The 12,963-nt window shown below is 59.9% G+C and carries 15 protein-coding genes; all 15 read right to left on the bottom strand.

What is annotated here, in order from left to right; all coding sequences use genetic code 11:
• Positions 1 to 2 precede the first annotated feature (2 nt).
• Positions 3 to 362 carry a hypothetical protein gene (locus U9R61_RS07305; RefSeq protein ID WP_322488156.1) on the bottom strand — a complete coding sequence of 120 codons (360 nt, stop codon included), beginning with the start codon at positions 360 to 362 and terminating at the stop codon, positions 3 to 5.
• Entirely contained in the window at positions 359 to 670 is a 312-nt protein-coding gene (locus U9R61_RS07300; protein WP_322488155.1) for an ArsR/SmtB family transcription factor, read from the bottom strand. Before U9R61_RS07300 ends, U9R61_RS07305 begins: the two co-directional genes overlap by 4 nt.
• A 219-nt stretch (positions 671 to 889) precedes the next feature.
• Positions 890 to 1,174 carry a hypothetical protein gene (locus tag U9R61_RS07295; protein ID WP_322488154.1) on the bottom strand — a complete coding sequence of 95 codons (285 nt, stop codon included), beginning with the start codon at positions 1,172 to 1,174 and terminating at the stop codon, positions 890 to 892.
• The gene (locus U9R61_RS07290; RefSeq protein ID WP_322488153.1) at positions 1,174 to 2,760 is read right to left on the bottom strand and encodes a hypothetical protein; all 1,587 of its coding nucleotides are present in this window, start codon (positions 2,758 to 2,760) and stop codon (positions 1,174 to 1,176) included. The genes U9R61_RS07295 and U9R61_RS07290 overlap by 1 nt, the downstream gene beginning before the upstream one ends.
• 625 nt (positions 2,761 to 3,385) lie before the next feature.
• A complete protein-coding gene (locus tag U9R61_RS07285) occupies positions 3,386 to 4,408 on the bottom strand; it encodes a Gfo/Idh/MocA family oxidoreductase (protein ID WP_322488152.1) in 1,023 nt (340 codons plus the stop codon).
• A gap of 176 nt (positions 4,409 to 4,584) precedes the next feature.
• Positions 4,585 to 5,736: a molybdopterin-synthase adenylyltransferase MoeB gene (gene moeB / locus U9R61_RS07280; protein ID WP_416208826.1), complete on the bottom strand. Its 1,152-nt coding sequence runs from the start codon at positions 5,734 to 5,736 to the stop codon at positions 4,585 to 4,587.
• A complete protein-coding gene (locus U9R61_RS07275) occupies positions 5,733 to 6,017 on the bottom strand; it encodes a MoaD/ThiS family protein (protein WP_322488151.1) in 285 nt (94 codons plus the stop codon). Before U9R61_RS07275 ends, moeB begins: the two co-directional genes overlap by 4 nt.
• Before the next feature lie 47 nt (positions 6,018 to 6,064).
• Positions 6,065 to 6,541, bottom strand: a complete 477-nt coding sequence (locus U9R61_RS07270) for a M67 family metallopeptidase (protein WP_322488150.1) — start codon at positions 6,539 to 6,541, stop codon at positions 6,065 to 6,067.
• A gap of 222 nt (positions 6,542 to 6,763) precedes the next feature.
• Positions 6,764 to 7,690: a PLP-dependent cysteine synthase family protein gene (locus tag U9R61_RS07265; RefSeq protein ID WP_322488149.1), complete on the bottom strand. Its 927-nt coding sequence runs from the start codon at positions 7,688 to 7,690 to the stop codon at positions 6,764 to 6,766.
• A gap of 134 nt (positions 7,691 to 7,824) precedes the next feature.
• Entirely contained in the window at positions 7,825 to 8,211 is a 387-nt protein-coding gene (locus U9R61_RS07260) for an iron-sulfur cluster assembly scaffold protein (RefSeq protein WP_322488148.1), read from the bottom strand.
• A gap of 120 nt (positions 8,212 to 8,331) precedes the next feature.
• On the bottom strand, positions 8,332 to 9,183 hold the full coding sequence (locus tag U9R61_RS07255) for a sulfurtransferase (protein WP_322488147.1): 852 nt from the start codon (positions 9,181 to 9,183) through the stop codon (positions 8,332 to 8,334).
• Between the two features lie 74 nt (positions 9,184 to 9,257).
• A complete protein-coding gene (locus tag U9R61_RS07250) occupies positions 9,258 to 9,572 on the bottom strand; it encodes a non-heme iron oxygenase ferredoxin subunit (RefSeq protein WP_322488146.1) in 315 nt (104 codons plus the stop codon).
• 111 nt (positions 9,573 to 9,683) lie between these two features.
• A complete protein-coding gene (gene sufB / locus U9R61_RS07245) occupies positions 9,684 to 11,099 on the bottom strand; it encodes a Fe-S cluster assembly protein SufB (protein ID WP_322488145.1) in 1,416 nt (471 codons plus the stop codon).
• A 34-nt stretch (positions 11,100 to 11,133) separates the two neighbouring features.
• Positions 11,134 to 11,526 (bottom strand): Fe-S cluster assembly sulfur transfer protein SufU, encoded by a 393-nt coding sequence (sufU, locus tag U9R61_RS07240; RefSeq protein ID WP_322488144.1) that lies wholly within the window; start codon positions 11,524 to 11,526, stop codon positions 11,134 to 11,136.
• A 19-nt stretch (positions 11,527 to 11,545) separates the two neighbouring features.
• Positions 11,546 to 12,784 carry a cysteine desulfurase gene (locus U9R61_RS07235; RefSeq protein WP_322488143.1) on the bottom strand — a complete coding sequence of 413 codons (1,239 nt, stop codon included), beginning with the start codon at positions 12,782 to 12,784 and terminating at the stop codon, positions 11,546 to 11,548.
• Positions 12,785 to 12,963 lie beyond the last annotated feature (179 nt).

The following is a 12,963-nucleotide window of genomic DNA, read 5'->3' as shown; positions in this document are numbered from 1 at the left end:
GATTAGTGGGAAATACTGCCGGCTGCCGCCTCTTGCAAGGCCGTTAACGCATCAACACCGCCTTGCCGGTAGGCCAGCCAAGGCATCGCCGGTTTCGGCTGCGCTTGCACTTCAGCCAGCGCCTGCCGCCACTGGGCCAACTCGGCGGCCAGCGCCTGCTGCCACGTTGCCGGATCGGCGCTGCGCAAACAGCGGCGCACCGCCATCAACGCCGCCAGCTGGCCCTCATCGTACTTCACGCCGCCGGTCACACGACCATCGCGTTGCAACTGGCACCACGCCGCGCCGCCGGTGCTCGCCATCACTGCCTGCTCAGCGGCAGCCAATTGTTGTTCAAGGATTGCTATCAGCGATGCGGTCATGACAAGTGCTCCAGATATGCGCGCAACCACGACAAATTATCAGCATTGGCATAGTGGCAGACCGCTGCACCATCATCGTAGGCGTCAATCAACCCAGCCTCACGCAGCACACGCAGATGTTGGGAAATCGTTGACTGGGCATGAGGGCCATCGGCGGGCATATGCAGCAGGATCTGGTTGCCGATGCAGCCGGGGTTGCGCATCACGTAGCGGAGGATCTGCACGCGCGCGGGATGACTGAGCGCCTTGCACAGCAGCGCCAGTCGCCGGTCGTCTTGCTCAAGCGCATGTTGGTACGCCGTGGCCATCGTTGGCCTCCTTTCCGCGTGTGTTTTACTGTACGACGGCGCAGGGGCGCTTGTCAAGAGGGGGGAATATGTTTCATAGCCCGACCGCAAGCAAAGACACCGCCACTGCCCTTCTCCAACAACCACGCCAGCGTGAGCCAACGCGACCCTCAACGGGAAACAATATCCGACCCCGCTCCCCATGCATCATGGGAAGCGGGGCCAGCGGTGCGGGGCAGATTACCGTTGGAGCATCGGGATGAAGACCTGCAACGAAGACGGCCCAGTTTCAAAATCCGAGGCAAGGTAGGCCAGACCATCGATCAGCGGTTGTTCATCGGCCATCAACGCGCCATCACTCACCCGCACGATCTGGGTGACGACCCGGTACGGCCCATTCACCCCAGTCGGCGCGATCTCACCGCCGTTGAACTCAACCAGCAGCGGATTCTCACCGGCAGCCCACTCAACCGTCGTCCGCGTGATCATCATCGCGCGCCCATCGGCATCTTGCAGGGTCGCCATCACCGCATACTGGTCAGCAGCAGCGACTTGGTATGTCGCGCGGATCTGCAACCGCTCGTACTTGCCATTCCCATCCCGATCAGGAGTGGTCGTCGCCGTATCGCCACGCCGTTCGAGACCGGGAGTGCGCACCGTGAGCAGCGGAGTTGGCGGCTAAACGTGGCACCGCTCGCGCTCACCGAGACCACATACGACCCTGCCGCAGCGGGTGCAATCAGTTGGCCGCGATACTCGCCGGCAGCCGTGCGCACCAGTTCAACCGTCTGCACGCCCTGCGGCGTCAGCAGGCTCGCTGAAACGGCGGTCGCCTCAGCCGGCGTCGCCGCTTGGGCCAGCCGCGCCGTGAGAGTGAACGGTTCACCGATCGCGACTGACGATGGCAGATCAAGGAAGAGTTGCAACAGTGACTGCATCGCAGCCACGAGCGTAACCTCAGCGGTCGTCGTTGCCGGCCCAGCCGTTACCACCGCCGTCCATTCACCAGCCGGCGGATTGGCCAGCCGGTACGAGATCAGACCATTCACCGGATCGATCAGATACACCGAACCGGGCAGTTCTTGGGCGAGATTGGCCGGCGTGATCGCACGGCCATCGGGCGCGATCAGGGTCAGCACCAGATCGCCATCGTTCCAGCCGAGCAAGATTTCGCTGGCATTGCCATCGAGCACGATCGGCGCGGTAAAGGTCTGACCAGCCATAAGTGTTGTGGCAACCACCGGCGTGAAGCTGACCGGCGACTGCTCGGCGGCCAAGAGTGACGGAGGTCGAGAGTACGAGGGGCAGGTGTCCCGATAGCTGGTTGAGCCACGCTCGATCCCCTCAACGAAGTCTTTCACACAGCTCTTGGTGGAGGCATCGGCGAAGAACCAACGTTTCGTGCCGGTTTCAAAGAACGAGACGTGGGCAGCGTTGGTAAAGCGGCGGGTGATATCGCCACCACTGACGATCAGCGCATCATGGCGCAACGGTCGCCCGATGAACGGTATATCCGACAACGGATTGTACAGATAGCCGACTCCGCTCCGATAACCGACAATCCCGTCGTTACGGCCTTCGGTGAAGTTGAGGAAGGCCATGTAGAAGGGGCCGCCATAGCCGCCGACAAACAGGTACGGCACGCCAGACGGGCAATAGACGGTGTTAAACAGCAACATCTGGTCACTGCCCAATTGGCAGAGACCGGGATCGCTGGCGCAGAGCTGATCGACCAACAGGCTCGTACCGGGGTTGAGGAGAAGAATGGCTTTGATCAACGAGGCAAAGTTGACACCAACGTGAGGTGTACCCAAAGTAATCAACGCCTCAACCGGCGGATCAAGCGTTCCTTCAATGTACGCCCGGCTAACGACGCCACCCATTGAGTGGGCAACCAGCAGTACCTTCCCATCCCGATCACGTCCGGCGACTGCCGCAATTTGGGGCGCTAGACATTGGTCGGCAGCCACTTCGGCCCGCATCGTGTAGCCGGGACGCGTCTCCCAACTGGCCAGATAGACCTCGTAGCCGGCATCGACCAGATACGCGCCAATATAGGCAAACTCTTGTTGGGCGATGGTGCGATCAGCGGGATGGGGCTGTCCAAGCACGAACGTCCACTAGGGTTGAGCAGATTCCATCCTTGCCAGCCATGTACAAGGATAGCAACCTCTTTGGCCGGCGGCGTCGTCGCCAACGCGTTTGAGACCAGCGCAGGCGAGGCCAGTGTGCCGATCAACAACACGACTGTCACCAGACCAAAGAGCGAACCAACCGTTATGCGCTTCATCCGTTGCCTCCTTTACCGTCACCATTGATCGATAACCAGAAGCCTGTGTGCATAACACCGTGGTGTTTTCCCCCACTACGCGCAGGTGCAATGCTCGCTGCGGATGAACGCGCAAACCGGGTTGTAGTTTCACCTCCTTATCTTTTCTTTCAAGCGTGATTGTTGCAACAATAACTGTTATATTCAATGACTAATTATGATTTATCGATTATAATTTATTTGAAATATTGTTGTCAATAGAAAAATCGTAAACAGATAAATAATAAGATTAACCATGATTTAATAAATAACCACGCAATAAAATAAACAAAAAACACAAATGTTTGTCAGGAAAACTATTACACCAGAGGGTTCACCTCGATTTCCACAATAAAAATTCACCGTACATAAACGCGAGGGTTACACACCCTCGCGTTACCAGACTACACAATCGTGACCGGTTGCGTTCAGCGCGCTACACCCCGGATCGCATCGAGCGCCTGCTGGATCGCTAACCCATCAGCAAACGTTGCTGCCGGAGTAATCGCCTCGCGCTGGCCGGCCAACGCCGCGCGCAAGGCATAACCGAGATAGACGGTGCCATGGGGAAATTCGCCGCTCAACGCCGCCGGCAGCTCAACCGTATGCGGCGGGGTAACATCGTGGAAGGTGTCATCGCTGCTGATGAACAATTTCCCGCCGCTGAACCGCAGCGTACCGGCACTGCCATAGACCGTCACCGAGAGCGGCTCATTCGTGCGCGCCACGACCGTCGCCGTCACCGTTGCCGCTGCGCCACTCGCAAACCGCAGCGTCGCCGCGGTATAGTCATCGCTTGTCACGGGACGCAGCGCACCGGCAGAGTCAGGCCGCTGCGTGATAAAGGTTTGCACCATCCCCTGCACCTGCGTCACTTCAGCGGCTAGGATGAAACGCAACAGATCGATCTGATGCGAGCCAATCGCCCCCAACACGCCACCACCGGCAGCGCGATCGCTCCACCAATCCCACTGCCGCTGCGGATCGGCCCGGCTACTGGCGATGAACCGCACCTCAGCGGAGCGTACCTCGCCGATATCACCAACAGCGACCCGCTCTCGCACTGCTTGCACGGCCGGCAAGAAGCGCAGTTCGTGATCGATCAGGGCCAGTTGGGCGGGGTGAGCCTGCGCCGCAGCCAGCATCGCCTCAGCCTCGGCTGCGTTCAACGCGGTTGGCTTCTCGCAGAGCACGTGCTTGCCAGCGGCTAATGCCGCTTCCGCCATTTCACGGTGCAAAGATGGTGGCGTAACAATACTCACCACATGCACATCAGATCGTTCCAAGACCTCTCGCCAATGGGCTGTCGCAAACGGAACTTCCAACTCTTGCGCGATCCGCACTGTCTTGGCCGGATTGCTGCCGGCTATGGCGGTCACTGCTAACCCGACAGCGCGAAACGCAGGCACTTGCACCCGCGCTCCCCAACCGGTGCCAATAATGCCGATCATGGGCTGCTCCAATCCATAAAGGCGCAGAGAACGCAAAGGCATGAAAATCGCAGCGGACGCAAAGGTGTCGGGTAGGGTCGCATAAGCATGCTTTTGCCCAACCCAAAAGATCTTTGCGCCTTTTGCGCCTCAGCGTTAACAATCTTGGCGCCTTCGCCACCTTTGCGTCTTTGCGTTTAATACTTCGGCACTGACGGATCGACCTCGTCGGCCCAGCGTAGAATACCGCCAACCAGATTCTTCACCTTACGGAACCCCACGCTCTTGAGCAATTCGACCGCACGGCCACTGCGCGCGCCACTGCGGCAATAGACCACCATCTCGCGCGCCGAGTCGAGTTCGTTGATCCGCTCGGGCAACTGATCAATCGGGATCAGCTTATCGGTGCCGGGGATCGAGGCAATCGCCACCTCATAGGGGTTACGGACATCGAGCAAGAAGGGGCGGTCGGGCCGCTCCAGCCATTCCGCCAGTTCGCGGGGCGTGATCTCAAATTGGTTCGACAACGTAGGCTCCTCTACAAGACCACAAAACTGCTCATAGTCGATCAGCTCAGTGATCGTTGGATGATCACCGCAGACCGGGCATGACGGGTTGCGGCGGAGCTTGAGCTCGCGGAAGCGCATCGCCAGCGCATCGTAGAGCAACAGCCGGCCAATCAACGGCTCGCCGATGCCTGTGAGCAATTTTATCACCTCTGTGGCTTGAATGGTACCGATCACGCCGGGCAGCACCCCTAACACGCCCCCCTCAGCGCAGCTCGGCACCAACCCCGGCGGCGGCGGTTCGGGGTAGAGGCAGCGGTAGCACGGCCCGCCATCCCGCGCCGAAAAGACCGTGACTTGCCCCTCAAAGCGGAAGATGCTGCCGTAGACGTTCGGTTTGCCCAGCAGCACGCAGGCGTCGTTGGTCAGATAGCGAGTGGGGAAATTGTCGGTGCCGTCAACGATCACATCATACGGCTGCATCAGTTCCAGCGCGTTCTGCGAGGTAATCTGGGTTTCGTAGGTGGTGATCTCGATATACGGATTAAGATCCTGCAACCGGCGCTTGGCCGACTCGGTCTTGGCGACACCAACCGTGCTGGTGCCATGGACGATCTGGCGCTGCAGGTTCGAGGCGTCAACCACATCAAAATCAACCAATCCGATATGGCCGACCCCCGCCGCCGCCAGATAGAGCGCCAGCGGCGAACCCAACCCGCCGGTGCCAATCAGCAGCACGCTGCCCTGCTTGAGCCGGCGCTGCCCGGCCATGCCGACTTCAGGCATAATTAAGTGGCGCGAATACCGGGCAATCTCTTCATTCGAGAGAGTCACCTCGCTCATGGCCGTCCTCCACCGGCAATTGCCGGGATAATGCTGACCGTATCGCCGTCGCGCAAGGGGGTTGCCTCCCCATCGAGGTAGCGAATATCCTCATCACCAACGTACAGATTGACAAAGCTGCGCAGCCGGCCCTGATCGTCGAGCAGATGGCGGCCCAACGCTGGGTAGAGTTCAACCAACCCACGAATCAGGTTGCCGACATCACTGACCTCAAGGCTGACACTAGCATTGCCACCGGCATACTGGCGCAGCGCCGTTGGGATCGTTACTGTTACCGCCATAGATGACTCTCCTTTATCTTCAACTCTATTGAGTGCTATGACATTGCTTATTCAACCGGTGCGATCTGCACTTCCTCTGCAATAAAGCGCACCCCTTCATTCACCAACAGCCACGATGTCAGTTCAGCTGCCACGCCATTGCGAATCGCCTGAATCACAAACGAAAAGCCTGAACCGCCAATTGCCTGCGCTCCAATGCGATCACGTTCTGACGGAATCGGATCGGCGTCAGGATGCGAGTGATAGCAGCCGATGATCTCGTAGCCGGCGGCGCGAGCAGCGCGTTCGGCGCGCAGATAATCGCGGGGATCGAGATAGAACCGATCGCGCCGCGAGGTAGAATCATCGGTGGGCGCCAATTGCACTTGCCCGCTCCAGCGATTTTCGAGCGTCACCACCTGTAAGACCGTCTTCTGCTCGCCGTTGAGCGTTCCCACCAGCAAACCAACGCATTCGTCAGGATAGGTCGCTTCGGCATGGGCGACAATGGCCGCCACTGCCTTCGCCGGCAGTATCAGGGTCATAACCACCTTGCTCGTGTTGTAGCCTGTATCCGAATCAGTTGCGTATATTTCTACGCCGTCCCCCGTTGTCATTGCGAGCCGCCGCAGGCGGCGAAGCAATCTCCCCCGAGCACGGTACCATCCTGCTCAGCCATTTTTCCCGCCGAAGCGGGAGATTGCCTCGGGCGCTCCGCGCCCTCGCAATGACAGAAGGGCTGCGCCCTTCGCGATAACAGTTGCGCGTCAAATCCCAGCCCCTTCCGCAAACCCCGGCTCTTCCCAGAACCGTTCGCTGAGATACCGATTGGCGCTATCGCACAGGATGGTCACTACTACCCCCTGCCCAGCTTCACGGGCCACCCGCGTTGCTGCGACCACATTGGCCGCCGCCGAGATACCAACTAACAAACCGGCCCGCCGCGCCAGCCAGCGCGCCATCGCAAAGGCGTCTTCGCTCCGCACTTCGAGGATGGCGTCGGCCTGTTCGGGCCGGTAGATCGCCGGCACAAACTTGGTTGAAGCCATGTGCTTCACGCCTTCGAGGGCGTGGTACGGGCTGTCAGGCTGCACAGCAATCATCTGGATCGCCGGATTGTAGTCGCGCAGACGGCGGCTCGTACCCATAAAGGTGCCGCTAGTACCCAATGCCGCCACAAAATGGGTGATGCGGCCATCGGTTTGTTGCCAGATCTCAGGCCCGGTCGTTTCGTAATGGGCTTGCGGGTTAGCCGGATTGCTGTATTGGTCAGGGTAGAAGTAGCGATCGGGATGCTCGGCCACCAGTGCTCGAATCGCCGCAATCGCCGCGTCCATGCCCTCCGCCGCATCGGTGAGGATCAGCTCGGTGCCAAGCGCGCGCAAAATCCGCTGTCGCTCAAGGCTGGCGTTGGCCGGCATTGCGAGCGTCACCCCGTACCCCAACGCAGCGCCAATCGTCGCATACGCGATGCCGGTGTTGCCGCTCGTCGCGTCGGCAATCCGCATCCCCGGACGCAACAAACCGCGCCGCTCGCCATCACGGATCATCCAGAGCGCGGGCCGATCTTTTACCGAACCGCCGAGGTTGTACCATTCCGCCTTGCCGTACAATTCGACTCCTGCCGGCAACTCGAGCGCGCGGTGCAGCGGCAGCAACGGTGTATGGCCGATCAGATCAAGGAGTTCTGTCATAAGGTTGGCTCGCTCTCGCGTTCGCCGTTGGTGCAGGTTGTGTGTACCCAGTCCGTCCGGCATTATCCAGCGCCGCGCTCATTGCGGTATGCGGCAGGGTTACTGCCGTATTCGATCGCGTGCCACCATTGCCTTCACCCATCCGCCGAACGGTCAATGAGCCGGGCCGCCGCCTTGAGCGCACTGAACACCAACGTTGCACAACGGGGCCGCGCTTGCATAATCTCAGCGCCGACAATGTTCACCGCTCCCGCTTCATCCAGTGCCAACAGGTCGGCAAGGGTCGTCCCTTGCAATTGCTCGATCACGATCGAGGCTGTCCCCATGCTGACACTGCACCCTTGGCCGGTAAATTGCAGCGCCTCAAGTTGACCGTCCGGTGCAGCGCACACATAGACGGTAAGCGTATCACCGCACTCAGGCACGCCAATGGTGTACGTTACCGCATTCGCCAACTCGCCGTAGTGGCGGGGCCGCCGGTAGTGGTCGAGCAAGCGATCAATGATATCTAAGTGAGTCATAGGTGTCAACGAATGCTTGTGTATAGTGGGAACGAATAAACGACTGGTCAGAACAATTATAAAAGTATTTTTCCCGCCCTGTATTCATGCGTTTATTCGTTCCCCCGTTCGTTGACAACGCTATGTGTTCTTCTCGATCGGCAGACCGACGCTATTGCCCCACTCCGTCCAGCTCCCGTCGTAGTTGCGCACATGCGGGTAGCCAAGCAGGTAGGTCAAGACAAACCACGTATGGCTGCTGCGCTCGCCGATCCGGCAGTAAGCGATCACCTCTTTGTCGGGGGTAATCCCTTGTGAGGCGTACAGCGCACGCAGCTCATCAGGGCTCTTAAAGGTGCTGTCTTCGTTCACCGCCTTGGCCCAGGGAATGTTGACCGCAGTCGGGATGTGGCCGCCGCGCAGCGTACCCTCTTGCGGGTAGTCAGGCATGTGGGTACGCTCGCCGGTATACTCCTGCGGACTGCGCACATCAACCAGCACCCCCTTGCGCTGACGGACGAACTCCAGCACTTGATCGCGGAAGGCGCGGATGCGGGAGTCATCACGCGGCGGGGCGATATAGTTGCCGGGTGGATACGACGGCACCTCGCGGGTAAGCGGGCGGCCTTCGGCGATCCACTTTGCCCGTCCGCCGTTCATAATCCGCACATCGCGGTGGCCGAACAGCTTGAAGACCCAGAACGCATACGTCGCCCACCAGTTATGCTTGTCGCCATAGAGCACGACGGTTGTGTCGTTGCTGATGCCTTTGGTGCGCATCAGCATCGCAAATCGCTCAGAATCGAGATAGTCGCGCACCACCGGATCGTTCAGGTCTTGCACCCAGTCAATCTTGACGGCGCCAGGAATGTGGCCGGTCTCGTACAACAGCAAGTCCTCATCGCTTTCAACGATGCGGACGTTAGGATCGTTCAAGTGGTCAGCAACCCACTGGGTTTCGACCAGCGCTTCAGGATGGGCATAACTGCTCATAGCAACCTCCGCTTAGCCGGCAGCAGCTTCTTGATACTGCCATTGTAGCGCGTTTCGGTATATTAGTCAAGTTCTTACGCTGTAAACTCAACAAATATCCGGCCATCGCGTATTTCACTGCGATAGGTCGCCACCGGCGTAAACGCCGGCAGTGTGCGCGGCTTGCCAGTGCGCAGATCGAACAGCGAACCGTGCATTGGGCACTCGACGCACAACTCCTCGAGATCAACATCGCCTTCGCTCAGCGAAGCTTCATCGTGCGAACAGCGGTCATCAATCGCGTAGACTTCACCTTCCGCCACCCGAAAAACCGCAATCCGGCGGCCTGCAATCGTAAACGCGCGCCCGCCGCCCACCGGTACCTCGTTGACATCGCACACATCAATCATGACTTGCTCCTCTCTGTATGGGCAGCGCGGCGCGCTGCCCCTGCTCCGCCCAACAACAGAGCGCCCCCAATGTATGGGAGCGCTCGTCTCTCTCACCCCTACGCCACGCTCTTAGCCGACCGACCCTTCCATCTCAAGCTGGATCAGGCGGTTCAACTCGACCGCATACTCCATCGGCAGCTCGCGGGTGAACGGCTCCATGAAGCCGAGCACAATCATCGAGAGCGCGTCCGACTCGGAAATGCCGCGGCTCATCAGGTAGAAGAGCTGCTCGGCACCGATGCGGCCAACGGTCGCCTCGTGGGCCAGCGTGCAGCGATCCTCTTCGATCTCGATGTACGGGATCGTGTCCGAGGCCGACTTCTCATCGAGGATCAGCGCATCGCAGTTGACGTTGATCTTGGCACCATACGCCCCCGACGCAACTTTGGCCAGACCGCGGTAGGTGGTCTTACCGCCATCTTTGCTCACCGACTTGTTGGTGATGCGCGAAGTCGTTTCTGGAGCGAGATGCACCATCTTGGCGCCGGCGTCTTGGTGCTGGCCGCGACCGGCATACGCCACCGAGAGCACCTCGCCGCGCGCCTTGCGGCCCATCAGGTAGACCGACGGGTACTTCATGGTCAGCTTCGAGCCGATATTGCCGTCCACCCACTCCATGCTGGCCTCTTCGTAAGCCACCGCCCGCTTGGTGACCAGATTGAAGATATTGTTAGCCCAGTTCTGGATGGTGGTGTAGCGGAACTTGCCGCCCTTCTTGACGATCACCTCGACCACCGCCGAGTGGAGCGAGTTGGTGCTGTAGATCGGCGCGGTACACCCTTCGATGTAGTGCGCTTCGGCCCCTTCGTCAATGATGATCAGCGTGCGCTCGAACTGGCCCATGCGCTCGGCATTGATGCGGAAGTAGGCTTGCAGCGGAATATCGACCTTGACCCCCTTCGGCACGTAGACGAACGAGCCGCCTGACCAGACCGCGGTATTGAGCGCAGCGTACTTGTTGTCAGCCGCCGGCACAATGGTGCCGAAGTACTCCTTGAAGAATTCAGGGTACTCTTTCAGCGCGGTATCGGTATCGAGGAAGATCACGCCTTGCTTGGCCCACTCTTCGCGCAGCGAGTGGTACACGACTTCCGACTCATACTGCGCGCCGACGCCGGCGAGGAACTTGCGTTCGGCTTCGGGAATGCCCAACCGCTCGAAGGTACTCTTGATCTCCGGCGGCACCGCATCCCAGTCGGTCTGCGGACGCTCGTTGGCGCGCACGAAGTAGTGAATGTCATCGTAATCCAGCTCGGCCAGTTCCGGGTTGGCCCACGTACCCACCAGCGGCGTCGGCTTCTTGTTGAAAATCTCGAGCGCGCGCAGCCGCCGCTTCAACATCCATTCCGGCTCGCCCTTCATACCGGAAAGTTCGCGCACAATGCGCTCGTTCAAACCTTTGGGCGCTTTATACACATAGCGCTCTTCCTGCCGGAAGCCATAGCGCGAGTAGTCAAACTGCAAATTGACCGCTTCAGCGACCACTGTTTCTCTCCTTTGCTAGTATGATCGACGCCACTTATATCTCTTCATCCTCTTGACCCACCCCGTACAGGCCGGCTTTGAGCGCCTTGAGCGAAAGCAGCGCGCACTTGAGCCGGGTCGGATTGTGGGCCAGCGGTATTCCGATGATGTCGAGCAAATCATCCTTACTAAATTGCTTGGCCTCGGCGACCGGCTTCCCCTTGATCGCCTCGGTGAGCAGCGAGGCGCTAGCTTGGCTGATCGCGCAGCCGCGCCCGGTGAACCGCACATCGGTAATCACATCGTCAGCGATGGCCAACTCGAGCCGGATCTGATCGCCGCAGAGCGGATTACGCTCTTCCCGCACGACCGTTGGCGCCGGCAGATGGCCGAAATTACGCGGATGACGGGCATGTTCGAGGATCTGTTCACGATAGATGTCGTCCATAGCCATAGCTCGCTGTCGTTCAGGCAAAGATCTGGCGCGCCTTCTGCAGCGCCGCCACGAGCCGGTCGATCTCTTCGGGCAAGTTGTAGAGGTAGAAGCTCGCTCGCGTCGTCGCCGGCACCCCCAACACCCGGTGCAATGGCTGGGTGCAGTGATGGCCGGCCCGCACCGCCACCCCCTCTTGGTCGAGGATGGCCGCTACATCGTGTGGATGCACCCCTTCGAGCGAGAAGCTCACCGCGCCACCCCGATCCGGACCCGCCGGCGGCCCATAGACGGTCAGACCCGGCACCTCGGCCAACCGCTCTAGCGCATACGCGGTCAACTCCTGTTCGTGGTGGTAGATCGCCGCTAAGCCCACCTCTTGCAGATAATCAGCCGCTTCGCCGAGCGCAATCGCCTCGCCGATCGCCGGCGTGCCCGCCTCGAAGCGGGCCGGCACCGCGGCAAAGGTGCTGTGATCCAGCTCCACCAGATCGATCATCGAGCCGCCGCCAAGGAACGGCGGCATCGCATTGAGCAGCTCACGCCGCCCCCACAACACACCGACGCCAGTCGGGCCGCACATCTTATGCCCGCTGAAGGCGAGAAAATCGATTCCCAATGCCTGTACATCCACCGGCATGTGCGGCACACTCTGGGCCGCATCTAGCAGCACCCGCGCGCCAACCGCCCGCGCCCGCGCCACAATCGGCTCAACCGGATTGATGGTACCAAAAACGTTCGATTGGTGAGTAAAAGCAACCAGCTTCACCTGCTCGTCGAGCAGGCGGTCGAGATCATCCAACACCAATCGGCCTTGGTCATCAAATGGCAGATAGACCAACTCGGCACCGGTGCGCTGGGCCAGCAACTGCCACGGCACGATGTTGGAATGGTGCTCCATCATCGTTAGTAGAATGCGATCGCCGGCCCGAATGTTGGCGCTGCCCCACGAGTAGGCCACCAGATTAATCGCCTCGGTGGTGTTGCGCACAAAGATCACTTCACGCTGGCTCGGCGCGTTGATCAGGCGGGCCAACTTGCCGCGCGCGCGCTCGTAAGCAAAGGTCGCATCTTCACTCAGACGATAGACACCGCGATGAACGTTGGCATTGTAGCGCCGGTAATAATCTTCCAGCACCTCAATCACGCGCCGCGGCTTTTGCGACGAGGCTGCACTATCGAGAAACGCCAGCGGCTTGCCATGCACCTCCTGATGGAGGATTGGAAAATCGCGCCGCAGCGTAATCACGTCAAACTGTGACAGTGTCGCCATAGCTCCACCTTATCTGCACGCCGGCCAGCGACCGGACGCCAGGCATACCGGCGAGGCGCTTCCCTCGCCCATCGACGGCGAACTACCTAACAACGAACCCAGTATAACGGGCTTGTTCCGCAGCCTGCGTGCGGCTTGAGCCCATGAGCCAGCAGAGCGGCGCTCTGTTGGAGGTGCGG

Origin of the sequence: Chloroflexus sp. (assembly GCF_034431535.1) — a bacterium.
Taxonomy (GTDB): Bacteria; Chloroflexota; Chloroflexia; order Chloroflexales; family Chloroflexaceae; genus Chloroflexus.
The sequence above is the reverse complement of the archived record's forward strand: the minus strand, read 5'-3'. Positions and strand labels throughout refer to the sequence as shown.

What these genes read in the sequence shown, in the direction of transcription:
- U9R61_RS07255 (WP_322488147.1), bottom strand. Translation starts at nt 9,183, where the DNA reads ATGAGCAGTTATGCCCATCCTGAAGCGCTGGTCGAAACCCAGTGGGTT.
- U9R61_RS07270 (WP_322488150.1), bottom strand. Translation starts at nt 6,541, where the DNA reads ATGACCCTGATACTGCCGGCGAAGGCAGTGGCGGCCATTGTCGCCCAT.
- U9R61_RS07235 (WP_322488143.1), bottom strand. Translation starts at nt 12,784, where the DNA reads ATGGCGACACTGTCACAGTTTGACGTGATTACGCTGCGGCGCGATTTT.
- U9R61_RS07295 (WP_322488154.1), bottom strand. Translation starts at nt 1,174, where the DNA reads ATGGCGACCCTGCAAGATGCCGATGGGCGCGCGATGATGATCACGCGG.
- U9R61_RS07250 (WP_322488146.1), bottom strand. Translation starts at nt 9,572, where the DNA reads ATGATTGATGTGTGCGATGTCAACGAGGTACCGGTGGGCGGCGGGCGC.
- U9R61_RS07260 (WP_322488148.1), bottom strand. Translation starts at nt 8,211, where the DNA reads ATGACTCACTTAGATATCATTGATCGCTTGCTCGACCACTACCGGCGG.
- moeB (WP_416208826.1), bottom strand. Translation starts at nt 5,736, where the DNA reads ATGAGCGAGGTGACTCTCTCGAATGAAGAGATTGCCCGGTATTCGCGC.
- U9R61_RS07275 (WP_322488151.1), bottom strand. Translation starts at nt 6,017, where the DNA reads ATGGCGGTAACAGTAACGATCCCAACGGCGCTGCGCCAGTATGCCGGT.
- U9R61_RS07285 (WP_322488152.1), bottom strand. Translation starts at nt 4,408, where the DNA reads ATGATCGGCATTATTGGCACCGGTTGGGGAGCGCGGGTGCAAGTGCCT.
- U9R61_RS07265 (WP_322488149.1), bottom strand. Translation starts at nt 7,690, where the DNA reads ATGACAGAACTCCTTGATCTGATCGGCCATACACCGTTGCTGCCGCTG.
- U9R61_RS07305 (WP_322488156.1), bottom strand. Translation starts at nt 362, where the DNA reads ATGACCGCATCGCTGATAGCAATCCTTGAACAACAATTGGCTGCCGCT.
- U9R61_RS07300 (WP_322488155.1), bottom strand. Translation starts at nt 670, where the DNA reads ATGGCCACGGCGTACCAACATGCGCTTGAGCAAGACGACCGGCGACTG.
- sufU (WP_322488144.1), bottom strand. Translation starts at nt 11,526, where the DNA reads ATGGACGACATCTATCGTGAACAGATCCTCGAACATGCCCGTCATCCG.